This window comes from Rhizobium sp. WYJ-E13, from assembly GCF_018987265.1.
Classification (GTDB): Bacteria; Pseudomonadota; Alphaproteobacteria; order Rhizobiales; family Rhizobiaceae; genus Rhizobium.
This window is the reverse complement of sequence record NZ_CP076853.1, coordinates 769701-792392: the sequence shown is the minus strand read 5'-3', so window position 1 is coordinate 792392 and position 22692 is coordinate 769701. Positions and strand designations below refer to the sequence as shown.

Annotated in this window: 20 protein-coding genes; 14 read left to right on the top strand and 6 right to left on the bottom strand. The window is 61.3% G+C overall.

Features of this window, described 5'->3' with window-relative positions:
• Window positions 1-43: 43 nt before the first annotated feature.
• From KQ933_RS03950 to KQ933_RS03930, 5 genes are all read left to right on the top strand, one after another.
• A complete protein-coding gene (locus tag KQ933_RS03950; RefSeq protein WP_216757488.1) occupies window positions 44-934 on the top strand; it encodes a LysR family transcriptional regulator in 891 nt (296 codons plus the stop codon).
• Window positions 935-1079: 145 nt separating this feature from the next.
• Window positions 1080-2375 carry an Hsp70 family protein gene (locus KQ933_RS03945; RefSeq protein ID WP_216757487.1) on the top strand — a complete coding sequence of 432 codons (1296 nt, stop codon included), beginning with the start codon at window positions 1080-1082 and terminating at the stop codon, window positions 2373-2375.
• Window positions 2376-2461: 86 nt separating this feature from the next.
• A complete protein-coding gene (locus KQ933_RS03940; RefSeq protein ID WP_216757486.1) occupies window positions 2462-3349 on the top strand; it encodes a uracil-DNA glycosylase family protein in 888 nt (295 codons plus the stop codon).
• 134 nt (window positions 3350-3483) lie between these two features.
• Window positions 3484-3675, top strand: coding sequence for a hypothetical protein (locus KQ933_RS03935; RefSeq protein ID WP_113427356.1), 192 nt, complete (start codon window positions 3484-3486; stop codon window positions 3673-3675).
• 63 nt (window positions 3676-3738) lie between these two features.
• A complete protein-coding gene (locus tag KQ933_RS03930; protein WP_216757485.1) occupies window positions 3739-3885 on the top strand; it encodes a hypothetical protein in 147 nt (48 codons plus the stop codon).
• Here KQ933_RS03930 and KQ933_RS03925 read toward each other — a convergent pair whose 3' ends face one another.
• Together KQ933_RS03925 and KQ933_RS03920 are read right to left on the bottom strand one after the other, a co-directional pair.
• The gene (locus tag KQ933_RS03925; protein ID WP_216757484.1) at window positions 3886-4758 is read right to left on the bottom strand and encodes a hypothetical protein; all 873 of its coding nucleotides are present in this window, start codon (window positions 4756-4758) and stop codon (window positions 3886-3888) included.
• A 258-nt stretch (window positions 4759-5016) separates the two neighbouring features.
• A complete protein-coding gene (locus KQ933_RS03920) occupies window positions 5017-5955 on the bottom strand; it encodes a DMT family transporter (RefSeq protein ID WP_216757483.1) in 939 nt (312 codons plus the stop codon).
• Between the two features lie 349 nt (window positions 5956-6304).
• On the opposite strand from KQ933_RS03920, the gene KQ933_RS33720 reads away from it, so the two are divergent.
• The 5 genes from KQ933_RS33720 (at window position 6305) to KQ933_RS03895 (ending at window position 13887) form a co-directional block, all read left to right on the top strand.
• Window positions 6305-7411 carry a methyl-accepting chemotaxis protein gene (locus KQ933_RS33720; protein ID WP_216757482.1) on the top strand — a complete coding sequence of 369 codons (1107 nt, stop codon included), beginning with the start codon at window positions 6305-6307 and terminating at the stop codon, window positions 7409-7411.
• 194 nt (window positions 7412-7605) lie between these two features.
• Window positions 7606-10254, top strand: a complete 2649-nt coding sequence (gene pepN / locus KQ933_RS03910) for an aminopeptidase N (protein ID WP_216757481.1) — start codon at window positions 7606-7608, stop codon at window positions 10252-10254.
• A 304-nt stretch (window positions 10255-10558) separates the two neighbouring features.
• Window positions 10559-10807 (top strand): type II toxin-antitoxin system ParD family antitoxin, encoded by a 249-nt coding sequence (locus KQ933_RS03905; protein WP_216757480.1) that lies wholly within the window; start codon window positions 10559-10561, stop codon window positions 10805-10807.
• Entirely contained in the window at window positions 10804-11094 is a 291-nt protein-coding gene (locus KQ933_RS03900) for a type II toxin-antitoxin system RelE/ParE family toxin (RefSeq protein WP_216757479.1), read from the top strand. Before KQ933_RS03905 ends, KQ933_RS03900 begins: the two co-directional genes overlap by 4 nt.
• 477 nt (window positions 11095-11571) lie before the next feature.
• Window positions 11572-13887, top strand: coding sequence for a PAS domain-containing sensor histidine kinase (locus KQ933_RS03895; RefSeq protein WP_216757478.1), 2316 nt, complete (start codon window positions 11572-11574; stop codon window positions 13885-13887).
• Between the two features lie 11 nt (window positions 13888-13898).
• Here the strand turns inward: KQ933_RS03895 and KQ933_RS03890 are convergent, their stop codons facing one another.
• The 4 genes from KQ933_RS03890 to KQ933_RS03875 form a co-directional block, all read right to left on the bottom strand.
• Entirely contained in the window at window positions 13899-16856 is a 2958-nt protein-coding gene (locus KQ933_RS03890; RefSeq protein WP_216757477.1) for a bifunctional [glutamine synthetase] adenylyltransferase/[glutamine synthetase]-adenylyl-L-tyrosine phosphorylase, read from the bottom strand.
• Window positions 16857-16936: 80 nt separating this feature from the next.
• Window positions 16937-18343 (bottom strand): HAMP domain-containing sensor histidine kinase, encoded by a 1407-nt coding sequence (locus tag KQ933_RS03885; RefSeq protein WP_216757476.1) that lies wholly within the window; start codon window positions 18341-18343, stop codon window positions 16937-16939.
• Window positions 18340-19086: a response regulator transcription factor gene (locus KQ933_RS03880; protein ID WP_301925026.1), complete on the bottom strand. Its 747-nt coding sequence runs from the start codon at window positions 19084-19086 to the stop codon at window positions 18340-18342. The genes KQ933_RS03885 and KQ933_RS03880 overlap by 4 nt, the downstream gene beginning before the upstream one ends.
• Window positions 19087-19204: 118 nt before the next feature.
• Entirely contained in the window at window positions 19205-20764 is a 1560-nt protein-coding gene (locus KQ933_RS03875; RefSeq protein ID WP_216757475.1) for a Do family serine endopeptidase, read from the bottom strand.
• A gap of 243 nt (window positions 20765-21007) precedes the next feature.
• On the opposite strand from KQ933_RS03875, the gene KQ933_RS03870 reads away from it, so the two are divergent.
• From KQ933_RS03870 to KQ933_RS03855, 4 genes are read left to right on the top strand one after another with little or no spacing between them, the layout of a single operon-like run.
• Window positions 21008-21355, top strand: coding sequence for a helix-turn-helix transcriptional regulator (locus KQ933_RS03870; RefSeq protein ID WP_216757474.1), 348 nt, complete (start codon window positions 21008-21010; stop codon window positions 21353-21355).
• A 39-nt stretch (window positions 21356-21394) separates the two neighbouring features.
• The gene (locus KQ933_RS03865) at window positions 21395-21871 is read left to right on the top strand and encodes an SRPBCC domain-containing protein (protein WP_216757473.1); all 477 of its coding nucleotides are present in this window, start codon (window positions 21395-21397) and stop codon (window positions 21869-21871) included.
• A 5-nt stretch (window positions 21872-21876) separates the two neighbouring features.
• On the top strand, window positions 21877-22293 hold the full coding sequence (locus KQ933_RS03860; RefSeq protein WP_216757472.1) for a VOC family protein: 417 nt from the start codon (window positions 21877-21879) through the stop codon (window positions 22291-22293).
• Complete coding sequence (locus KQ933_RS03855) at window positions 22290-22679, top strand: DoxX family protein (protein ID WP_216757471.1); 390 nt, start codon at window positions 22290-22292, stop codon at window positions 22677-22679. Before KQ933_RS03860 ends, KQ933_RS03855 begins: the two co-directional genes overlap by 4 nt.
• The last annotated feature ends 13 nt before the right edge of the window (window positions 22680-22692 follow it).

Genomic DNA, 22692 nt, shown 5'->3' with positions numbered 1-22692 from the left:
GATGATATTTCCGGTCAGGCATAAATCAGATTAGGCCATTGCCATGGTTCGACCATATTTGCCGCTGAATTCGCTGCGCGCCTTCGAGGCGGCGGCGCGGCATCTTTCCTTTACCCGTGCGGCCATCGAACTCTGCGTCACACAGGCTGCTGTCAGCCATCAGGTGAAGCTTCTGGAACAGCGGCTCGGCGTCAGCCTGTTTCGTCGCCTGCCGCGCGGGCTGATGATCACGGAGGAAGGGCTGGCGCTCTTGCCGGCGCTGCAGGATTCCTTCGACCGCATGGCCGATATGCTGGAGCGGTTCGAGGGCGGGCATGTGCGCGAAGTGCTGAAGCTCGGCGCCGTCGGCACGCTCGCCGTCGGCTGGCTCCTGCCGCGGCTTGCCGATTTCCGCGAGCAATATCCCTTCATCGATCTCAGGCTTTCGACCAACAACAACCGCGTCGATATTGCCGCCGAGGGTCTCGACTATACGATCAAATTCGGCAACGGCGCCTGGCACGATATAGAGGCCGAAGCCCTCTTCGAAGCGCCGCTCTCGGTGCTCTGCGTTCACTCGATCGCCCGCCAGCTCTCCTCCCCCGAAGACGTCGCCCATCAGACGCTGCTGCGCTCCTACCGTGCCGACGAATGGCCGGGCTGGTTCGAAACGGCAGGAGTTACCTCCCCACCAATCCGCGGCATGGTCTTCGATTCCTCCGTGCTGATGATCGAGGCGGCGCTGCAGGGCGCGGGCGTGGCACTGGCGCCGCCCTTGATGTTCTCTCGCCAGCTTGCGGCAGGCGAGTTGGAACAGCCCTTCCCGATCTGGATTTCCAAGGGCAGCTACTGGCTGACGCGGCTGCAATCGCGCTCCGTCACGCCCGCCATGGAGATGTTCCGCAAGTGGGTCGGCAAGATGGCCGAGGAGACGCGGGCGCAGCTCGGAAACTAGTCGAGGCGGGTTGCTTTCCGGCTCCTGCTGTGCGATCACGCGCCTCTCACAACATGTCAGGGGCGCACCATAAGGCGCCCTTTCGTATTTCGGGGCACCTGCCCCGGTTCAGTCATTTTCGACAGATCTGATAAGGAGCACGGCCATGGCACAGGCGCTCGGGCTTGACTTCGGCACGACCAATACTGTTCTGGCGCTTGCAGATGGCGGCGCCGATACTCATTCCATATCGCTGACCAGCAGCGCCGGCACGGCCGACAGCATGCGCACCGCGCTCTCCTTCATGAAGGACGCGCAGCTCGGCGCTTCGGCGCTGAAGGTGGAGGCCGGCCATGCGGCGATCCAGCAGTTCATCGACAATCCCGGCGACTGCCGCTTCCTGCAGTCGATCAAGACCTTTGCGGCAAGCGCCCTCTTCCAGGGCACGATCATCTTCGGCAAGCGGCAGAGCTTCGAAGACCTGATGGAGATCTTCATCCGCCGCCTGCGCCACTACGCCGGCGAGAACTGGCCTGCGGACGTTACCCGCATCATTGCCGGCCGTCCGGTGCATTTTGCCGGCGCCAGTCCGGATCCGGCGCTTGCCGTGCAGCGCTACAACGAGGCGCTGACACGCTTCGGCTTTCCGGAAATTCACTATGTCTACGAGCCGGTGGCGGCCGCTTTCTACTTCGCGCAGAACCTGAAGTCCGATGCGACCGTGCTCGTCGCCGACTTCGGCGGCGGCACGACGGACTATTCGCTGATCCGCTTCGAAACCAAGGCCGGCAAGCTGACGGCAACGCCGATCGGCCATTCGGGTGTCGGTGTCGCCGGCGATCATTTCGACGCGCGCATGATCGACAACATCGTTGCGCCTCAGATCGGCAAAGGGAGTCATTTCAAGAGCTTCGACAAGATCCTTGAGGTTCCCTCGAACTATTACGCGAGCTTCAGCCGCTGGAACCAGCTGTCGATCTTCAAGACCACAAGGGAATTCGAGGATCTGAAGAGGCTGGTGCGCACGGCGCTGGAGCCGGAGAAGCTGGAAATCTTCATCGATCTCATCGACCATGACGAGGGCTATCCGCTCTATCAGGCAGTCTCGGCAACGAAGATGGCACTTTCCGCCGCCGAGGAAGCCCCCTTCGACTTCGCTCCGCTTGGCCGGGCCGGCCACCGAACGATCAAGCGCAGCGATTTCGAAAGCTGGATCGTCGATGACCTTGCCCGTATCGAGGGCGCACTCGACGAGGTGCTGGAGAAGACCAACATGGATGCATCCGGCATCGACAAGGTGTTCCTGACGGGCGGCACATCTTTCGTGCCGGCCGTGCGGCGCATCTTCACCGAGCGCTTCGACAGCCACAAGATCGAGAGCGGCGGCGAACTGCTCTCCATCGCTCACGGTCTGGCGTTGATCGGCGAACGCGACGACATCGACCAATGGACCGTACAATAGTGGGGGACTGTGCAATAAGCGCCGAAAGGGCGCTGGCAGGTCTGCCCGCCCTTTCATTGCCGTTTTCGCTCCGCTAAAGTCCGCCCATGATTTCCGCCAACGACCTGACACCGGCCGAACTTGCCGCACTTCTGCATTTCCATGCGGAAGCGGGCGTGGATTGGCTGCTGGAGGACGAGGCGGTCGACCGGTTCGCCGAATTCGAGGCGATGAAGGCGGCACGCCGCGCGGCAGCACCCGCGCAGCCGGAAAGACTGGCACAATCGCAAAGTGAGGCGCCCTCGCGCCCGGCCGCCCCGCAGCAACGTGCAGCACCTCCCGCCCCTGCCTCGCGCCCGCAGCCGGCTATCCCCGACGGCGAAGCGGTGCAGCAGGCGCGGTTTGCAGCCGAGAGCGCACGTTCGCTTTCAGAATTGAAAACGGCGCTGGAAGCCTTCAACGGCTGCAACCTGAAGAACAGCGCCCGCTCGACCATCTTCGCGAGCGGCGATCCGGCCAGCGGCATCATGGTGATCGGTCCGGCGCCGGGTGCCGATGACGAGCGCGAGGGCGCGGCCTTTGCCGGTCGTCAGGGCCAGTTGCTGGACCGGATGCTGGCCTCGATCGGCCTCGATCGATCAGCCATTCTCCTGACGCAGATCATTCCCTGGCGTCCGCCGGGCAACCGCATGCCGTCGGCGGCCGAAACGGAGATCTGCCGTCCCTTCATCGAGCGGCAGATCGCGCTCGCCGAGCCGCGTGCCATTCTGCTGCTCGGCAATTACACGGCGCGCTTCTTCTTCGGCGAGAACGACACGATTCACGGGCTTCGCGGCCGGTGGAAGGAGATCGCTGTCGCAGATCAGGTCATTCCGGCCATCGCCAGCCTGCATCCGCAGGACCTGTTAACCGCGCCCGTCAATAAGCGGTTGGCCTGGAGCGATCTACTGGCCTTCCAGGCTAGACTTAAAGAGCTTTCCCTGCTTACAAATTAGCCAAGTTTGAAAATATTATGAATTTGTCCATGCAATATACGCATGGCTGCATCCTGCAAGGGTGCATTGAAGAATCAATGCTGCACTGCAATATAGAAGGCGTGTCTTGGGAGGAATGAACAGGAACCAAGGCCATGAGCAAGCGTTTTCGTCCTATACATTGCGGGTTTGAAACCCTGCGCCAAGCAAGCGATCAGGTTCGCACCACCCAGGGCTACAGCCGTTTCGGCTTTGCCACGAACGAACAGATGATTGCCCGCGGTACCGGCATCAGCAGCCGCACCTCGCGTCCGGCCGCGATTTTCGCCGATTTCCAGGAATATTGAAGAGGGAATGATGATCCGGCAGGCGGTTCGCCTGCCTTTTCGTATTTCAAAAAGCAACGACCGATGTCAACGATTCTGATTTCACTGCTGCGCCACATCGACTCTTTCGAGCATATCCGTGCTGCCGTCTGCGCCGCACACGAATATCGCCGCGAGCTTTGCGACGCGCCGTCCGAGGTCAAGAGCCCGGCTTGCGCCATCGCGCTCTGATCAGCACTGTGTGCTTTCGAGCTGCGCCTTTGCCCATTCGAAGGCTTCGTCCACATAGGCGAACTTGATCGCCTGCCAGCCGACATATTCCTTCAGGAAATCGCGCGACAACCACAGTCGCGACTTCTTCGGTTCGTCGTACCAGCCGACACAGCCGCGCTGCGCGCCCTTGGCGAGCAGCCGCTGAAGGTGGGTGCGCGACATCATGAAATCGCCGGCAAGCGCGCGGGTTTCCACCTTACCGATCGCCAGCCTTGCCGGATCGGATCCTTCGAGATCGAGCCGGGACATGAAATGATCGATGACCATACCGCCCGCTTCCGTCCAGAGGAACATCGCCACCTGTTCAGGCGGTTCGCGCCAGTTGATATCTTCGAGGCAATTATAGGCGACACGCGGCTGGATCCGGCGGAAAAGCAGAGGATTTTCCTGCAGGAACGCCGCCCGCTTTCCACCATCGATGAGATCAAGCGCGCCGAGATTGGCGAGCAGCCAGCCAAACATTGCCTGGTGGCTGACTTCGGCCGGCTCGAAATGCCGCGGGCGGCGGCGTTCATCGCCAGGCGTGTGGGTGATGAAGCGGTAGGTGAAGAGCTCTTCGATGAAGGCAAGCACCGTGTTGCGGCTGGCGATCTTGTGCGCGGTGATCTTGCCGGTCAGCCGGACGGCGGTGAAACCCGAGGTCACGTCCTGCGGATCATATTCGAGATGCAGCGCATAAGCCGTCTGCGTCAAGAGCCAGCGTTGGTGAGAGGCCAACAGGCGCGCCAGCCGCGGCCCCGCGTCAAACATGCCGCGCATTTGCCCAGCCAGGAAGCGAATGCTCACTACGAAAGAGGGGTCCTGCGCCAGTTGTTCCGCCGTGAACGCCATGATGCTTTTCCTCAACCCCCGCTCGCAAGCCAGCGTTCGGAGCAGCGATACCGAAGCTCCCCCGGCATCCATGGCCTATCGAATATGCACAGCTTTGAATAAATGAAAGTAATTCACTTTCATAACCATATTTTTGCGAAAAGCGATATCCTAAGATTTCGCCATCCCATTTTCTTTTGAGGGGCGAATGTCAGAATTATTCAATCAACGCGATAAAAAATACGACCTGTGATGTACCCGGGAGCCTTCCAGGGCCGCTCAGGACTGCGGTGCGCCGGCTTTTCGTGCTTCGCGGCGTTCGAGGCCAAGCTGATGCTCGCGGTAGATGATGAAGATGCCGGCGGCGACGACGATGACGGTGCCGAAAAGCATCGTACTGCTCGGAACGTCGTCGAAGACATAATAGGCGACGATGCCGCCAAGCAGGATCGAGCTGTATTCGAAGGGGGCGATGGTGGAAACGTCCGCGTGCCGGTAGCTCTCGGTGAGCAGGATCTGCGCGACACCGCCGCAGAAACCGGCGGCGACCAGGAAGAGAGCCGATGACCAGCCGAGCAGCAGCCAGCCGAACGGCACGGTCACCAGGGAGAAGAGCGAAGCCGTGATCGAGAAATAGAGCACGATCGTCGCCGTCTTCTCCTCCTCGACGAGGCGGCGCACCTGGATCATCGCCATGCCGCCGAGCACGGCCGACAGCAGCACGCAAAGCGCGCCGACCGCCTGTTCGGCCGCCATGCCGCCTTCCCGAAACAGCGTGAGCTTCGGCCAGGAAATGATGGCAACACCGATAATGCCGAAGCAGACGGCGCTCCAGCGATAGACGCGCACCGTCTCGCCCAGGAAGACGGCTGCGAAAATGACGGCGACGAGCGGCGTCGCGTAACCGAGTGCGATCACTTCGGGGAGCGGCAGATGCAGAAGCCCGTAGAAGCCGAGCCCCATCGAGATGATGCCGAGCGTGCCGCGCTTCAGATGGCCGACAGGATTGGCGGTATAGAAGGCGGAGCGCAGTTGATGCCGGTAGCCGAGATAGGCCATGATCGGAAAGAGCGCGAAGAAGGAGCGGCAGAAGGTCACCTGCCCCGGTGGGATATCCGACCCGGCCAGCTTGATGAATGTCTGCATGGCCAGGAAGACCACGACCGACGAGACTTTCAGCGCAATGCCTCTCATCGGGTTTCTGAGAACCGATTCCATGATCCAGGCTCTTATGCGGGCATGCCGAGCGGGGGAGACGCGTTCGACTCGAACGCAGCGGACGATCTTTTCATCGTAACCGAAGAAATGCACCGGTGGGAAAAAATCTGCGCCCACCAGGCAGCAAGTATTTACCTGCTTTTATTTGCCTATTTTCTGCGCAATTCCACTGCCTGGTGAAAAAAGTTCACTTTTTACCCACATTCCCCCGAAAATGTTCACATCTGGGCCTACTGCGTTAACCGGTTGCAAACCATGCCACCGCATCGTTCCAAGTTAATTAGTCATACAAAAGACCAGCATTCGTTCCGCAGCCAGCCGCGTCAGATTATCTTCGGGATCTTTTTTAATGAAGTCGCTCAGCGCAGAGATCATATCCCAGTCGCAGAACGCAACGCCCCGCTCGATGCGTGTCGTCACCGACGGCATCAGCACGGATCTGGAGCGTTTCAGCACCGACAACACCAGCATCGTCAAGCAGATCAAACTGCTTGCCATCAACGCGCTGATCGAGGCGGCCCGCGCCGGTGAAACCGGCAAGGGCTTTGCCGTCGTCGCCAACGAAGTGCAGCGGCTGGCGCAGATCGCCACCGAGATCACCAACAAGTTCGAGAGCAATGTGCTGGGACGCATCGGTCTCAGCCGTGCGATGGCTGATTCGCTCGTCACCGAGATGGAAGGCGTGCGGCTGACCGATCTCGCGCAGACGCTGGTCCAGCTCATCGTGCGCAACCTTTTCGAGCGCACCGCCGACGTGCGCTGGTGGGCGACGGATCCGGCGCTCTGGCAGGCATTGCAGGAGCCGGACAAGGACAGCGTCGCCTTCGCTGCCGAACGGCTCGGCACCATCAACCGCTTCTATACCGTCTATCTCGATCTCGTGATGACCGATCTCTCCGGCCGGGTGATCGCATCGGCCAATCCGACCTTCCAGCGCAAGATATCAGGTTCGTCGCTTGCCGCCGACCCCTGGTTCCGGGCCGCAGCGAACTGCGCATCCGGCGACGACTATATCGTCGACCAGGTGAAGCCGAGCCCGCTTCACGACCAGCGGCATGCACTCGTCTACGCCACCGGCATCCGCGAAGGCGGCAAGGTCGATGGCAAGCTCCTCGGCACGCTCGGCGTCTATTTCGACTGGCAGAACCAGGGTCAAGCAATCGTTGAGAAGGAAGCCAACCTGCCGCCGCAGCTTGCGGAAAAGACCACGGTCATGCTGCTAGACGGCGCAAGCCGGGTGATTGCCAGCACCAATCCGGCCATGCTCTTCACCCATTTCGCGCTTGCCAACCAGAGCGGCCAGCCGAAAGGCAGCTATTACGACAATAACGGCTCGATCGTCGCCTTTGCCCGCACGCTCGGCTACGAGGATTATGACGGGCTCGGCTGGTATGGCGTCGTCATCCAGCAGACGGAAAGCGATGCCGAGATCAAGGCGGCACTCAATCTCAAATAGCGGGCTCAAATAGCGGGCCTCCCCATTCAGCCGCACTACCACAATTCGTATGGAATAATTTGCCTGTGAACTTCGCGTTCACAGGCATTTTGCTTTAACTTTAGTTCAGACTTTAATGTAATTATGGGCGCCAAATTTAGCAGAGTGCGCCCGCCTCTGTGTTCGGCATTGTCTAATAAAGGTCTTCAGGGAACATGCGAACAGATACCGGCCAGGTCATCAATCTGGCAGATTACCGCCCAACCGATTTCGTGCTGGAGCGCGTCGACCTGACTTTCGAACTGGATCCGACAGAAACAAAGGTGGAAGCGCGGCTGATCTTCCACCGCCGCGAAGGCGCCGATCCTTCCGCCCCCCTTATTCTCGACGGCGACGAACTCACGCTTTCCAGCCTTCTCTTCGACCAGAACGAACTGGCGCCGGAGCGCTACACGGTTACGCCCGAGAGCCTCACAATCCGCGACCTGCCGGAAACGGTACCTTTCGAAGTCACCGTCACCACGCTCGTCAATCCGGAAGCCAATACCCAGCTGATGGGCCTTTACCGCACCAGCGGCATCTATTGCACGCAGTGCGAGGCCGAAGGCTTCCGCCGCATCACCTATTTCCCTGACCGGCCGGATGTGCTGGCGCCCTACACGGTCAACATCATCGCCGACAAGGATGCCAACCCGCTGCTCCTGTCGAACGGCAATTTTCTTGGGGGCGCAGGTTACGGTCCGGGCAAGCATTTCGCCGCCTGGTTCGACCCGCATCCGAAGCCGAGCTATCTCTTCGCGCTGGTTGCCGGCGATCTCGGCGTCGTCGAAGACACGTTCACCACGATGTCCGGCCGCGAGGTCGTGCTGAAGATCTATGTCGAACATGGCAAGGAGCCGCGCGCAGCCTATGCGATGGACGCGCTGAAGCGTTCGATGAAGTGGGACGAGGAGGTGTTCGGGCGCGAATACGATCTCGACATCTTCATGATCGTCGCCGTCTCCGACTTCAACATGGGGGCCATGGAGAACAAGGGCCTCAACATCTTCAACGACAAATATGTGCTCGCCGATCCCGAGACGGCGACGGATGCCGACTACGCCAATATCGAGGCGATCATCGCACACGAGTATTTTCATAATTGGACCGGCAATCGCATCACCTGCCGCGACTGGTTCCAGCTCTGCCTCAAGGAAGGCCTGACGGTTTATCGCGACCACGAATTCTCGTCGGACCAGCGCTCGCGCCCGGTCAAGCGCATCGCCGAAGTGCGCCACCTGAAATCCGAGCAGTTCCCGGAAGATGGCGGCCCGCTCGCTCATCCCGTGCGCCCGACAAAATATCGCGAGATCAACAACTTTTATACGACGACGGTCTATGAGAAGGGCAGCGAAGTCACGCGCATGATCGCGACCCTGCTCGGCCGCGAGACCTTCAAGAAGGGCATGGACCTCTATTTCGATCGCCATGACGGCCAGGCCGTCACGATCGAGGATTTCGTCAAATGCTTCGAGGATGCCAGCGGCCGTGACCTTTCGCAGTTCTCGCTCTGGTACCATCAGGCGGGCACGCCGCTCGTGACCGCGTCCGGCACCTATGATGCAGGCACCAAGACGTTCAGCCTGTCGCTGGAACAGATGATCCCGGCCACCCCCGGTCAGCCGACCAAGGAGCCGATGCATATCCCGCTGAGCCTCGCGCTTTTTGCCGAGGACGGTTCCAAGATCGAGCTTGTTACCGTCGAAGGCGCCGAATATGCCGGCGAAGTGCTGCACCTGACCGCCCGCACGCAGACGGCTGTCTTCCACGGCATCGGCTCGCGCCCGGTGGTTTCGATCAACCGTTCCTTCTCCGCTCCGATCAACCTGCATTTCGACCAGAGCCCGGCCGATCTCGCCCTGCTTGCCCGCTATGAGACGGATCATTTCGCCCGCTGGCAGGCGCTGACGGATCTGGCGCTGCCGAACCTCTTGAAGGCCGCCCGCGACGCCCGCGAGGGCACCGCGATCATCTGCGAACAGACCTTCGTCGATACGCTGATTGCAGCGGCGGCCGATGAAGGCCTTGAGCCTGCCTTCCGCGCCCAGGCGCTGGCCTTGCCGAGCGAATCCGACATCGCGCGCGAACTCGGCAGCAATATCGACCCCGATGCCATCCATGCCGGCCGCCAGGCGGTCATGAAGCAGATCGCCGAAGCCGGCAAAGCCACGTTCGCGGCCCTCTACGACGCGATGACCACGCCCGGCGACTTCAGCCCGGATGCCAAGAGCGCCGGCCGCCGCGCGCTGCGCAACGCTGCGCTGACCTACCTTTCCTATGCAGAGGGCAGCCCTGCTCGCGCCAAGGCCGCCTTCGACGCCGCCAACAACATGACCGATCTCAGCCATGCGCTGACGATCCTCGCCCATCGCTTCCCCGACAGCGCAGAGGCCAAGGCGGCGCTCGAAACCTTCCGCAGCCGTTTCCAGGACAATGCGCTCGTCGTCGACAAATGGTTTGCGATCCAGGCCGGCATTCCTGGGCCGGACGCGCTCGATCGCGTCAAGGAGCTGACCGAAAACCCGCTCTTCAAGCGCACCAACCCGAACCGCATGCGCTCGCTGGTCGGCACGTTCGCCTTCGGCAATCCGACCGGCTTCGGCCGCGCCGACGGCGAAGGCTACCGCTTTCTCGCCGGCGAGATCCTCGATATCGACCAGCGCAACCCGCAGCTGGCCGCACGTCTGCTGACCTCGATGCGCTCGTGGCGCTCGCTGGAATCGGCCCGCGCCGATCACGCGCGTTCAGCCCTGATGGAAATCGAAAAGGCCGACAGCCTTTCGACCGATGTCCGCGATATCGTCGAGCGCACTCTCAAGGGGTGATTTGCGCTGCAGCATCGGCCCGAAAACCGGAATCGATTTTCGGAAAGCCTGATGCGTAGGTTCAGAAAATCAGAGCGTCCCTGTGCGTCCGAACGGATGCACCGCGCTCTACGACTGCGTCTCAAAACAGCCGCGAATTTGGGCTGGTGATTATACGAGGGTGGTATCGGAGAAGAGTGGTCATCCCCACAGTTTCGTTCGGAGCTCATTTATCAACCCTGAACATGCACCGCCATTGCGTCCACTTCCAATTGTTGGCAATTCTTGCCAAACTATGCCATCCTCTCAAAACGAGGTGATTGATATGGCAACCATGAACGTTTCCCTGCCGGACCCGATGAAGGAATGGGTGGAAGCCCAGACAAGGACGGGGCGTTACAGCAACGCAAGCGACTATGTCCGTGATCTGATCCGGCGCGATCAGGAGCGGTCGGACAAGCTGGCAGAACTGCAACGGCTTCTTGCCGAAGGTTTGGAGAGTGGCGTCAGTGACCGCTCAAAGGAAGATATTCTCCGGGCTGCGCGTGAACGATTGGCCGCCGGCCAGGCATGAAATACCGCACCACGTTTGAAGCAGATCGGGATATTATCGAGATTTACGTTCTCGGCGCCGAGCAGTTCGGCGTTCCGCAGTCCGAGCGATACGTTAGTGAGTTGTTCGGCACATTCGAATTGCTTGCCGATAATCCGCAAATGGCGCGGGAGCGCCAGGAACTGACCCCGCCCATGCGGCTTCATCCTGATCAGGCACATCTGATTGCCTACACTATCCGGGAGGATGACATCCTGATCGTTCGCGTCCTGCACAGTCGGCAGGATTGGCAAAGTCTTTTCACCTAGCACCAGAATAGTGGCTGACCATTCACCTAGAACATCGCGATCAAGGAAGCGGATTTCGACATCTTGGACTTCTGCACCATGCAGACCGATGGAATTGAAGCGAGGCCTGCATAGGATGCGCGGGGTGCAGGGCGACTTTCATACGCCCTCTGAAAAATGTCAGATCATTGCCTGTCATGTGGCTGGCGTCTCTCACGTCGGGGAGGGAGCAACCTATGCAACACCTGCATCCTATGCGTCGTGTTTGGAAATCGAACCCGGCAAAGGCCCATTGTGTGCTGGGTGATTTGCCGCCTGGCGGCCTTCATCCGATGAAGCAGCCAGGCAGTGCCATCTGCGAATCTCTTTGAAAATCCTGCAATCGCATATGGTTAACAAAATTTTACCATCGGCTCTGGACAAGGCGAATCACGCATGATTCTCTAGGTGTCGTTCGAGCGAGCGGCGCGCGAATCACACGAGGGATTAGGTTCAGAGATGATGGACGTGCGGCGGGCAACCGCGGCCGAAGGACGGCTGCGTGTCGATTTTGGCGGGCTCAAAGCCTGGCGCGACAGCCTGTCCGGACAGACCGCAACAACTCCTGAGCCATTGCTGCGCCATCTGCCGAAAGCCGAGCTACTGCTGAAGCGCGCCATCCCCATTCTGATCGTCGCCTTCCTTGCCGTCGTGGCGACCTCGCATTTCTTCGGCATGGTCAGCGAATACAGTCGCATGGCGGCCTCCGCGCGCCATGCGACGGCGCTTTCCGCTGCAACTGCTGCTGCCGTCTTTTCCGATGCGACCGATGTATTCGATGGCGGCAACGCTGCGGAAGCGCAGGCGCGTCTTGCGAAGTTCCTGCCGCAGGACCGGCTGGAAAACGGTGCCTTCGTGCTGCTGGTGCAGGCAAGCGGCAAGGTCTTTGCGGCAACGACGGCGGGTGCCGCGTATGTCGGCGCCGATGTCTCGACCCTCTTCCCCGAGATCTCCGCCATCCGCCGGTTCGGCGACCGCACTGATGTCATCGAGACGAGCATTGGCGGCGAGCTGCATTATGCCGAGATCGCCCTGATGGGCACGGCCGGCGGCTACATCATCTCCGCCAACTCTCTCAACGAGATCAACCGCCTCTGGCGCGAGGAGCTGACGCTCAACGTCACGCTGTTTGCCGGCATTTCCTCCATTCTGCTCGTCATCCTCTACGCCTATTACATGCAGGTGAAGCGGGCGCGCGATGCCGACGATATCTTCCTGGAATCCAATCTCAGGGTCGAGACCGCGCTTTCGCGCGGCCGCTGCGGCCTCTGGGATTTCGATTTCCACAACCGCGAATTCTTCTGGTCCCGCTCGATGTACGACATGCTCGGGCTTGCCGGTTCCGACAAGACGATGAGCTTTGCCGATGCGGCCCGCCTGATGCACCCCGAAGACAACGGCCTCCATGAGATCGCCCGCGCCGTCGCCAAGGGCGATTCCGGCCAGGTCGACCAGATCTTCCGCATGCGCCATGCGGCCGGCCACTATGTCTGGATGCGCGCCCGCGCCCAGGTGATCCGCAGCCATTCCGGCCGCGTGCACATGATCGGCATCGCCATGGACGTGACCGAGCAGCATCGCCTCGCCCAGCGCTATGCCGAGGCCGATCAGCGTCTGGCCGATGCCATCGAATGCACTTCGGAAGCCTTCGTGCTGTGGGACAAGAACGACCGGCTCGTCATGTGCAACGCGCATTTCCAGCAGGCCTACGGCCTTCCCGACAGCGTGCTGGTGCCCGGCACGGAACGCATGGTCGTCCATGCCGCTGCGGCGCGTCCCGTCATCGAGCGGCGCATCGCCGATGCAGACGGTTCCGGCTATTCGCGCACGACGGAAGTGCAGCTTGCCGACGAGCGCTGGCTGCAGATCAACGAGCGGCGAACCCGCGACGGCGGCCGCGTTTCCGTCGGCACCGACATCACGCCTTTGAAGCGCCACCAGGAGCGCCTGCGCGACTCCGAGCGCCGGCTGATGGCGACGATCAACGATCTCTCCGCCTCGCGCCAGACGCTGGAAACGCAGAAGGCCGAGCTTTCGATCGCCAACTCCAACTATCTCGTGGAGAAGGAGCGCGCGGAAGCGGCCAACAAGGCGAAATCGGAATTCCTCGCCAATATGTCGCATGAGCTGCGCACGCCGCTCAACGCCATCCTCGGCTTCTCGGAGATCCTGCAGAACCAGATGTTCGGCCCGCTCGGTTCGGCCAAGTACAATGAATATGCCCGCGATATCCATGACAGCGGCAAACATCTCCTTAATGTCATCAACGACATCCTGGACATGTCGAAGATCGAGGCCGGCCATATGCTGCTGTCGCGCGAGCCCACCGATCTTGCGCCACTGATCGAGGAAAGCCTGCGCTTTACCGCCATTCCGGCGGCTGAAAAGAACATCGTCATCGAGCAGCGCATCTCCTCGGGCATGACGCTGATGGCCGACCGCCGCGCCATGAAGCAGGTGCTGCTCAACCTGCTCTCCAATGCCGTGAAGTTCACCAACGAGGGCGGGCGCATTGCCGTGCGCACCCGCCGGGTCGCCGATGGTGTCATGGTCACCATCGCCGATACCGGCATCGGCATTCCGCGCGCAGCACTCATCAAGATCGGCCAGCCCTTCGAGCAGGTGCAGAGCCAATATGCCAAGAGCAAGGGTGGCTCCGGCCTGGGTCTCGCCATCTCCCGTTCGCTGACGAGCTTGCACGGCGGCAGCATGAAGATACGCTCGCGCGAGTCGGTCGGAACGGTGATCTCGCTGCGTATTCCCGATCAAAGCTGACGCGGAAAGGCTCAGGCCTTTACCACTGTCTGGAAGACCTTGCGGACAGCCTTGGACAGCCGCTTCACCTCACCCTCCAAAGTCTTGATGTCAGGGCAGTCTCCGGCCCGGCAGACGAGCTCGGTCAGGCCCGCAGTCGCCTCCTTCGGATCGAACATTCCATCGATGCAGAGGCGGATGAGCTGTGAAAGCTCCGTATAGAGGGCAAAGGCTTCAAGGCAGGTATCGAGGTCTGCCGAACCCATCAGCTTCTCGCCCAGCACCTTCAGTGCCGCACCCGTTGTGAGGCCGTTGATCCTGATCTCGACACCTTTGGCTGGCGCGATCAGGGCGAGATATTGGGCGATGAATTCAACATCGATCACGCCGCCCGGAATGAGCTTCAGATCCCAGCCATTCTCCGGTGCCTTTTCCTTTTCGATCAGCTCGCGCATCTCGGCCACGTCATGGGTCACCTTGGCGACATCGCGCTTCACCGAGAGCACATCGGCGATGATGCTTTCCGCCTCGCCGATCAGGCTCTGGTCGCCGCAGATCAGCCGGGCGCGCGACAGCGCCATATGCTCCCAGGTCCAGGCCTCTTCGCGCTGGTATTTGCCGAAAGCGTTGATGCGGGTGGCGACCGGCCCCTTGTTGCCGGAAGGGCGAAGGCGCATGTCGACTTCGTAGAGCACGCCTTCGGCCGTCGGGGCCGAGAAGGCGGCGATCAGGCGCTGGGTGATGCGGGTGAAGTATCGCGTCGCATCAAGCGGCTTCGGCCCATCGGATTCGGAGGCCGCGTCATCGTAATCGTAGAGCAGGATGAGGTCGATATCGGAGCCGGCCGTCAGCTCGAAGCTGCCGAGCTTGCCCATGCCGGCGATGGCGATCCGCCCGCCGGGATAATCGCCGTGCGTGACGCGGATCTCCTTCATGACAGCATCGAGTGCCGCCTCGATAATGAGGTCTGCGAGATGGGTAAAGGCGCGCGAGGCCATGTCACCGTTGATTGAGCCGGTCAGCAGGCGGATGCCGATCAAAAAGCGCTGTTCGGCAGCGAAGATGCGCAGCCGGTCCAGCACTTCCTCATAGTGTCGGGCCTGCACCAGCGAGCCCTCCAGCCGCTCGCCGAGATAGTCGCGTGTCGGCAGCTCGGCCATCAGACCCGGATCGAGCATGCCGTCGAAGACATGCGGGCGGGCGGCGATGACTTCCGCGAGCTTCGGCGCCGAGGACATGATGTTGACGATCAGGGAGAGCAGCGCCGGATTGCTGCCGAGCAGCGAGAAGAGCTGGATGCCGGATGGCAGGCCGGAAATGAAGCTGTCGAAGCGCAGCAGCGCCTCGTCGGCCCGCTTGCTTTCGCCGAAGACGCGCAGAAGCTCAGGCGCCAGTTCCGTCAGACGTTCTCGCGCCTCGACCGATTGCGTGGCGCGGTAGCGGCCGTAGTGCCAGGTGCGGATAATGCGTGAAATATCCGATGGCCGTTCGAAGCCAAGCTTCTTCAGCGTCTCCAGCGTATCGGGATCGTCGCCCTGACCGGTGAAGACGAGATTGCCGGTTCCAACGGAGAGCTTCGTTTCCTGCTCGAAAAGGTCGGCGTAGCGCCGCTCGACCGCTTTCAGCACCTCCACCAGCCGTTCGGAAAAGCTCGGCGTGTCGGTAAAGCCCATCATGAACGCGATGCGCTTCAGCTCTGCATCGGTTTCCGGCAGCAGATGGGTCTGCTCGTCGCGCACCATCTGGATGCGGTGCTCGACATCCCTAAGGAACCAGTAGGCCTCCGTCAGCTCGTCGCGGGTTTCCGCATCGATCCACTTTGCCTTGGTGAGCTCCGCCAGCGTCTCCTCGGTGACACGCGAGCGCAGTGCCGGCATCCGGCCGCCGGCGATCAGTTGCTGGGTCTGCACGAAGAATTCGATCTCGCGGATGCCGCCGCGGCCAAGCTTGACGTTATGGCCCTTCACGGCGATTGCGCCATGCCCCTTATGGGCGTGGATCTGCCGCTTGATGGAGTGGATGTCTGATATCGCCGCATAATCGAGATATTTGCGGAAGACGAAGGGAGCAAGGCCGCGCAGGAACTGCTCGCCAGCGGCAATATCGCCGGCGACGGCGCGGGCCTTGATGAAGGCGGCTCGCTCCCAGTTCTGCCCCCTGCCCTCGTAATAGATCATGGCGGCATCGACTGACATTGCCAGCGGTGTCGAGCCGGGGTCCGGCCGCAGCCGCAGGTCGGTGCGGAAGACATAACCGTCCGCCGTGCGCTCCTGCAGGATACGCACCAGCCGCCGCATCATACGCGGGAAAATCTCGATCGCATCATCCGGATCAGGCACGATGCCGGCTTGTTCGTCGAAGAAGACGACGAGATCGATATCGGAGGAATAGTTGAGCTCGGAAGCGCCGAGCTTGCCCATGCCGAGAACGATGAGGCCGGAACCCTCGCTCGGTGCAGCAGCATTCTTCAGCTTCAGCTTGCCGCTTTCATGCGTCGACAGCAGCAGGTGATTGATGGCAGCCGTCACCGACACCTCGGCGAGTTCGCTGAGCCAGCCGGTCGTTGCCCTGCCGTCGAAGATGCGGGCGAGATCGGCAAGGGCTACGAGGAAGGCCACCCTGCGCTTGACGATGCGAAGCCTGGTCATCACCTGGCCTTCGCCCGGCACGTTTCCTTCGCTGTCCGGCTTCCAGCAATCGCGCGCCTCTGCAATCAGCGCGTCGATCTGCGGTTCCAGCGGATCGCTGATGGCGGAGGCAAGGATGGCCGGATCGAGATTGGCGATCTCACGCAGGTAGGGAGAGAGGGTCAGAACGGCGGCGATGAAATCGCGCAGCGCGCCTTCGGCCTTCAGCATATCGGCGACAACAGGCTCGCTCTTGCCGATATCCTGCAGGTCGACGATCGCCGCTTTCAGTTCCGTCTGATTCAACGGCCGCAGAAGTCCCTCGGCGACATCCTTCAGGCCGTGCTTCGATTTCGTCAGCATTTGCTCTCCCTGCCATGCCGCAATGCGACTTTAAACTAGGGTGTCGGCGTGAAAGCGCCAATATGAAAATGATAAGGAAATCAGGCAGGCCTGACGGGGAAAACCATGCTGACGGTGAGGCCGGGACGTTCCGCATTGCCGGGATCCGTGTCCGAAAGCTCCAGCGTACCGCCGTGCAGCTCCATGATCGCCTCGACGAGAGAGAGGCCAAGGCCGGTGCCCGGCTTCGAACGGCTTTCATCCAGGCGGACAAAGCGCTTCAGCACATCCTCGCGGCGGTCAGGCGGGACGCCGGGGCCGTGATCGGCAACGGATAGGCATATGCCGTCGGGGCGGCGGTGGAGCTCCACAGAGACGGCGCCTGTGCCCTGGGTATCGGCGGAATATTTGATCGCATTGTCGAGCAGATTGAAGATCGCCTGGCCGATCAGTTCGCGGTTGCCCTGTATCTCGATGCCGGGCTCGATCTCGGACGTCAGCGCCATGCCTGCCTCATCGGCGACCGGCTCGTAGAGTTCGGCGCTGTCGGCGACGATGGCGGAAAGCTCGATCGGCGACATTTCGGCGGCGACGGAACCAGCCTCGACGCGGGAAATCATCAGCAGCGCATTGAAGGTGCGGATGAGCTGGTCGGATTCAGAGATGATGCCTTCCAAAGCGCTGCGGCGCAGCTCGCGGTCCTCCATGTCGAGCGCATCGGCGGCCTTGTTGCGCAGGCGCGTCAGCGGCGTCTTCAGGTCATGGGCGATATTGTCGGAGACCTGCCGCAGCCCTTCGTTCAGCTTCTCGATGCGTTCCAGCATGTTGTTCAGCGAGACGGAAAGCCGGTCGAATTCGTCGCCCGAGCCGCCGACCGGCAGGCGCTGCGAGAGATCGCCGGCCATGATCTTCTTGCCGGCGTCCGACATGCGGTCGATGCGTTTCAGCGCATTGCGGCCGATGCCGAACCAGATGATGATGGCGCCGAGGCCCATGATGGCGAGCGCGATCATGAGGGCCTGGCGCACCAGCACGCGGAAACGTTCCGGCTCGCCAAGGTCTCGGCCGATCAGTACGCGCAGGCCGTTGTCGAGAACGAAGATGTTGGCAATCGCCGTATGCCGCACCAGACCGCTGTCGGTATAGCGCTGATACATGAAGGGCACCGAGGTCCAGCCCTGCTCCTCGAAAACGCCAGGCTGTACGGAGGCGACGTTACCGGCGAGGATATCGCCCGAGGGACCGGCGATGAGATAGAGATTGGCGCCCGGCTGGCGGGCACGGCGCTCCATCGTCCGCAGGAGCAGGTTCATGCCGCCGGCATCATAGGCGCGCTGGACCTGCGTCACCTCCTGGGCGACCGCATCGCGGATCTGGCCGGACAGCAGCCGCTCGGACATCGCCGTCACATAGAAGACGAGCGTTGCGGCGCAGATGGCAAAGAGCAGGATATAAAGAGCCGAAAGGCGGACTGCAGTGGACTTGAAGAGAACCCAGAAGCGGCTCATCCCTCGTCCTTGATCATGTAACCCGCGCCTCGGATCGTCTTCAGCAGCGGCTGGCTGAAGTCCTTCTCGATCTTGGAGCGCAGGCGCGAGACATGCACGTCGATGACATTGGTCTGCGGATCGAAATGGTAATCCCAGACATTTTCGAGAAGCATGGTGCGGGTCACGACCTGGCCGGCATTCTTCATCAAATATTCCAGCAGGCGGAATTCGCGCGGCTGCAGCGGGATTTCCTTGCCGCCGCGGCGGACCTCATGCGAGAGGCGGTCGAGCTCGAGATCGCCGACGCGGTAGACGACATCCTGGTCCGGCGTACCCTTGCGGCGGCCGAGCACTTCGACGCGGGCGAGCAGCTCGCTGAAAGCATAGGGCTTCGGCAGGTAGTCGTCGCCGCCGGCGCGCAGACCCGTCACGCGGTCGTCGACCTGACCGAGAGCGGAGAGAATGAGAACCGGCGTGTGGATGCCCTTGCGGCGCAGCTCGCTGATGACGGAGAGACCATCGCGGCGCGGCAGCATGCGGTCGATGACGATGACGTCGTAGGTATTTTCCGACCCCATGAAGAGACCGCTTTCGCCGTCGCTTGCATGGTCGGCAACGATCCCCGCCTCACGAAAGGCTTTCGTGAGATAGACCGCCGCTTCGAGATCGTCTTCGATGATGAGAATCTTCATTCGGCCGACATTACCCGCCGGTTGCGTTTCGGCAAGGCTCAAAGCGTCTTCCTGTTGTGCGGAGGTCATTGCGGGCGTCCTTCATAATTGAAGAATTCAGCGGACTTGAAGAATTTGACAAAGTTGGAAAATTGGGAGCCGCGCAGCATGTGTCCCTGCGCGGCTCCGGCCTTCTGAGGCCAGAAGATCAGCCCTGGCCGTTGATCGGGAGGGCGACGAAGCGGCTGCCGTCCTTCGACTGGATCTGGAACAGCGCGCGGGTGCGGCCGTCCTTCTTGGCCTGGTTGATGACGCGGACGACATCGTCGGCGCTGGAGACTTCCTGGTTGTTGACCGAGGTGATCGTCTCGCCTTCCTTGATGCCCTTGTCGGCGGCATCCGAATTCGGATCGATGCCGGTGATGGCGAGGCCTTTGCCATCGTCAGACGGGCCGACCGTCAGGCCGAGATCGGCAAGCGCCTTCTCGGAAGCCGGCGGCTGGGCCTGCTCCTGCTGGTCGTTGTCGTCGCCGGCGGAAGCCTGCTGATCAGCCGGCAGCGTGCCGAGCTCGACGCTGACGGACTGCGCCTTGCCGGAACGCCATACCGAAAGCTCGACCTTGCTGCCCGGCGTCATGGCGCCGATGCGGCGGCTGAGATCGCGGGCATCCTTGACCGGCTCGCCGTTGACTGCGGTGACGACGTCGCCGGTCTTCATGCCGGCCTTCTGACCGGGTGTGCCTTCCTGTGCGGAAACGACCAGAGCGCCATTTGCTTCGGAGAGGCCGAGGGAGTCGGCGATGTCCTTGGTGACCGGCTGGATCTGAACGCCGAGGTAACCGCGCGAAACCGTACCGTCCTTCATCAGATCGGCAACGACGTCCTTGGCAGTGGAAGCAGGGATTGCGAAGGCGATACCGACGCTGCCGCCCGACGGCGAGAAGATCGCGGTGTTGATGCCGACGACCTGGCCGTTGAGGTTGAAGGTCGGGCCACCCGAGTTACCGCGGTTGACGGCCGCATCGACCTGCAGGTAATCGTCATAGGGGCCGGAGCCGATATCGCGGCCGCGGGCCGAAATGATGCCGGCCGTGACCGTGCCGCCGAGGCCGAAGGGATTGCCGACGGCGACGACCCAATCACCGACGCGGACCTTGTTGTCATCGGCCCAATTGACATAGGTGAACTTGCGGCCCTTGCCATCCACCTTCAGCACGGCGAGGTCGGTGCGCGGATCCTTGCCGATCAGCTTTGCGTCGAGCTCGGTACCGTCATTCATGACGGCAACGAAGGCCGAGCCGTCGGACACGACGTGGTTGTTGGTGACGATGTAGCCGTCTTCGGTGATGAAGAAGCCCGACCCTTGAGCGACCGGGCGCAGACGGCCCTCACCCGGATGGCCGAAGCGGCGCTGCTGATTCTGGCCCTGGCGGTTCTGCTGCTCGCCGAACTGGCGGAAGAACGGTTTCAGAGCGTCGGGCAGATCGTCAAAGCCGCGGCCGTTGAAATCGAAGGCGAAACCGTTGCCGTCATCGGAAGCGGGCTTCACGCGGCTTTCGACACGAACGGAAACGACGGCAGGGGAAACGGCGTCAACGACATTGGCGAAGCTCGGAACCGAGGGAGCCTGGACATTGACAGCCTCGGCGTAAGAACGGGAGATCTCGACAGGGATACCGGTTGCAAGCACGGCGGCTGCCAGACCGGCTACGGTGGATGCCTGAAGCACCGTTTTGAGGGACGGACGTCCGCGGAAATTTTTGAGCATTGAAGCACCTTCTCTTCTTGTTCAGATCTCGTTCCGGGCGATGCCGGATCCGTGAATGGTCGAGATATAGGACGCCACACCTTACTGCGAACTGTCCGGCCCATGAAAAATTCGTAATGTACTGACATTCTTGTGGTGGCATGCGGGATGGGTCAAGCCGCTCGCCGCCATCCTATTTAACCGATTGGTTGACAAGCGGGTGGACGCCTTGTATTTAACCAAAGCGTTACATACGAGGATATCATGCAGACCGACACGCTGAGCGCCGCTTTCGCCGCCCTTGCAGACCCCACGCGCCGGGCCATCATCGCGCGGCTGGCCGAAGGCGAAGCTTCGGTCAACGAACTCGCTGCCCCCTTCGACATGAGCCTTCCGGCGGTTTCGAAACATCTGAAGGTGCTGGAAAAGGCCGGCCTCATCAGCCGTGGCAAGGAAGCCCAGTGGCGACCGGCCAGGCTTGAACCGCAGACGATGAAAAGCATTGCCGACTGGCTGGAGCAATACCGGCGCTTCTGGGAATCGAGCTTCGACCGGTTGGACGGTTACCTGCAGAAGATCCAGAGAGCGGACGACAGCGGCCCTCGCAATTGACCGTCAACTCGCATTTTCAATCACGACAAGGGGAATATCATGGCCGATCAGCTATCGCGCCCCACATTGCATATGCAGCGGATATTCAATGCACCGCGTGCCCTTTTATGGGCTGCCTGGACGCGGCCGGAAATGGTCGTCGCCTGGCTCGGCCCTGTCGAATGGCCGGCCGTCAGCGTCGTACAGGATCTGCGTGTTGGCGGCGCCTACAGGGCCTGCCTGAAGAATGCGGAGGATGGCCGGCTGTTATGGCAGAGCGGCGTCTACAGGGAAATCGACGAGCCATCGCGCCTCTCCTTCACCTTCCAATGGGAAGGATCGCATGAGGATGGCGAAGCGGTCGTGACACTCGTGACCGTTGTCTTCGAAGAACTCGCCGATGGCCGCACGCGGATGGATTTCACCCATGCGGACCTGAAATCCGAAGAGAGCGTCACCGGTCACCGCTACGGCTGGGAGAGCACCTTCGGCAGGCTGGAAAGCTGGATTGCAACGCAGGCAAATCAAAGGGAGTGAGGACCATGAAACTCATCACGAATCTCGTCTTCAAAGGTGAATGCCGGCAGGCCTTCGAATTCTACGCCAAGGTGCTCGGTGGCAAGCTGAACGGCATGTTCACCTTTGCCGAAGCGCCCGGCGACATGCCGATCGATCCGTCCTTCAAGGACAAGATCATGCATGCCTGGCTCGATGTCGGCGACCAGTCCCTGATGGGCTGCGACGCCCCTCCCGGATATCAGGAGGATATGGGCGGCTTCAGCGCCACCTATCACAGCGAGGATGCGGCGGAAACGAAGCGCGTTTTCGAGGCACTCTCGGAAGGCGGCAAGGTGACCATGCCATATAACGCCACCTTCTGGTCGCCTGGCTTCGGCATGTTCATCGATCGCTTCGGCACGCCTTGGATGGTCAACACGATCCCGGCGGGTCAACCGTGAGCGAAAAGGCCATGCTCTGGACCGGTCGCGTGCTGACCGGGCTCTTCGCGCTCTTCATGCTCGGCGCATCAATCGCCCCCAAGCTCTTGGGCCTGCCGGTCGCCGAGGAAATCATGACGCAGCTTGGATGGCCGAACGGTTATGTGCTGATGATCGGCCTGATCGAGCTCACCTGCCTCGTGCTCTATCTCATCCCGCAGACGAGCGTCTTTGGCGCGGTGCTGATGATGGGGCTGCTCGGCGGCGCGATGGCCACGCAGATCCGGGCCGGAAGCCCGCTCTTCAGCCATATATTGTTCAGCATCTATTTAGGGCTGTTCATGTGGGGTGGGTTGTGGCTGCGCGATCCTGCAGTAAGGGCGCTGTTTCCCTATCGGAAGGTTTGAGGATCGACCATTC

Coding starts and splice junctions, on each gene's coding strand:
- KQ933_RS03945 (WP_216757487.1), top strand. CDS start 1,080: ATGGCACAGGCGCTCGGGCTTGACTTCGGCACGACCAATACTGTTCTG.
- KQ933_RS03930 (WP_216757485.1), top strand. CDS start 3,739: ATGTCAACGATTCTGATTTCACTGCTGCGCCACATCGACTCTTTCGAG.
- KQ933_RS03860 (WP_216757472.1), top strand. CDS start 21,877: ATGAAACTCATCACGAATCTCGTCTTCAAAGGTGAATGCCGGCAGGCC.
- KQ933_RS33720 (WP_216757482.1), top strand. CDS start 6,305: ATGAAGTCGCTCAGCGCAGAGATCATATCCCAGTCGCAGAACGCAACG.
- KQ933_RS03925 (WP_216757484.1), bottom strand. CDS start 4,758: ATGGCGTTCACGGCGGAACAACTGGCGCAGGACCCCTCTTTCGTAGTG.
- KQ933_RS03875 (WP_216757475.1), bottom strand. CDS start 20,764: ATGCTCAAAAATTTCCGCGGACGTCCGTCCCTCAAAACGGTGCTTCAG.
- KQ933_RS03890 (WP_216757477.1), bottom strand. CDS start 16,856: ATGCTGACGAAATCGAAGCACGGCCTGAAGGATGTCGCCGAGGGACTT.
- KQ933_RS03940 (WP_216757486.1), top strand. CDS start 2,462: ATGATTTCCGCCAACGACCTGACACCGGCCGAACTTGCCGCACTTCTG.
- KQ933_RS03865 (WP_216757473.1), top strand. CDS start 21,395: ATGGCCGATCAGCTATCGCGCCCCACATTGCATATGCAGCGGATATTC.
- KQ933_RS03950 (WP_216757488.1), top strand. CDS start 44: ATGGTTCGACCATATTTGCCGCTGAATTCGCTGCGCGCCTTCGAGGCG.
- KQ933_RS03935 (WP_113427356.1), top strand. CDS start 3,484: ATGAGCAAGCGTTTTCGTCCTATACATTGCGGGTTTGAAACCCTGCGC.
- KQ933_RS03895 (WP_216757478.1), top strand. CDS start 11,572: ATGATGGACGTGCGGCGGGCAACCGCGGCCGAAGGACGGCTGCGTGTC.
- pepN (WP_216757481.1), top strand. CDS start 7,606: ATGCGAACAGATACCGGCCAGGTCATCAATCTGGCAGATTACCGCCCA.
- KQ933_RS03905 (WP_216757480.1), top strand. CDS start 10,559: ATGGCAACCATGAACGTTTCCCTGCCGGACCCGATGAAGGAATGGGTG.
- KQ933_RS03880 (WP_301925026.1), bottom strand. CDS start 19,086: ATGACCTCCGCACAACAGGAAGACGCTTTGAGCCTTGCCGAAACGCAA.
- KQ933_RS03920 (WP_216757483.1), bottom strand. CDS start 5,955: ATGGAATCGGTTCTCAGAAACCCGATGAGAGGCATTGCGCTGAAAGTC.
- KQ933_RS03870 (WP_216757474.1), top strand. CDS start 21,008: ATGCAGACCGACACGCTGAGCGCCGCTTTCGCCGCCCTTGCAGACCCC.
- KQ933_RS03885 (WP_216757476.1), bottom strand. CDS start 18,343: ATGAGCCGCTTCTGGGTTCTCTTCAAGTCCACTGCAGTCCGCCTTTCG.
- KQ933_RS03900 (WP_216757479.1), top strand. CDS start 10,804: ATGAAATACCGCACCACGTTTGAAGCAGATCGGGATATTATCGAGATT.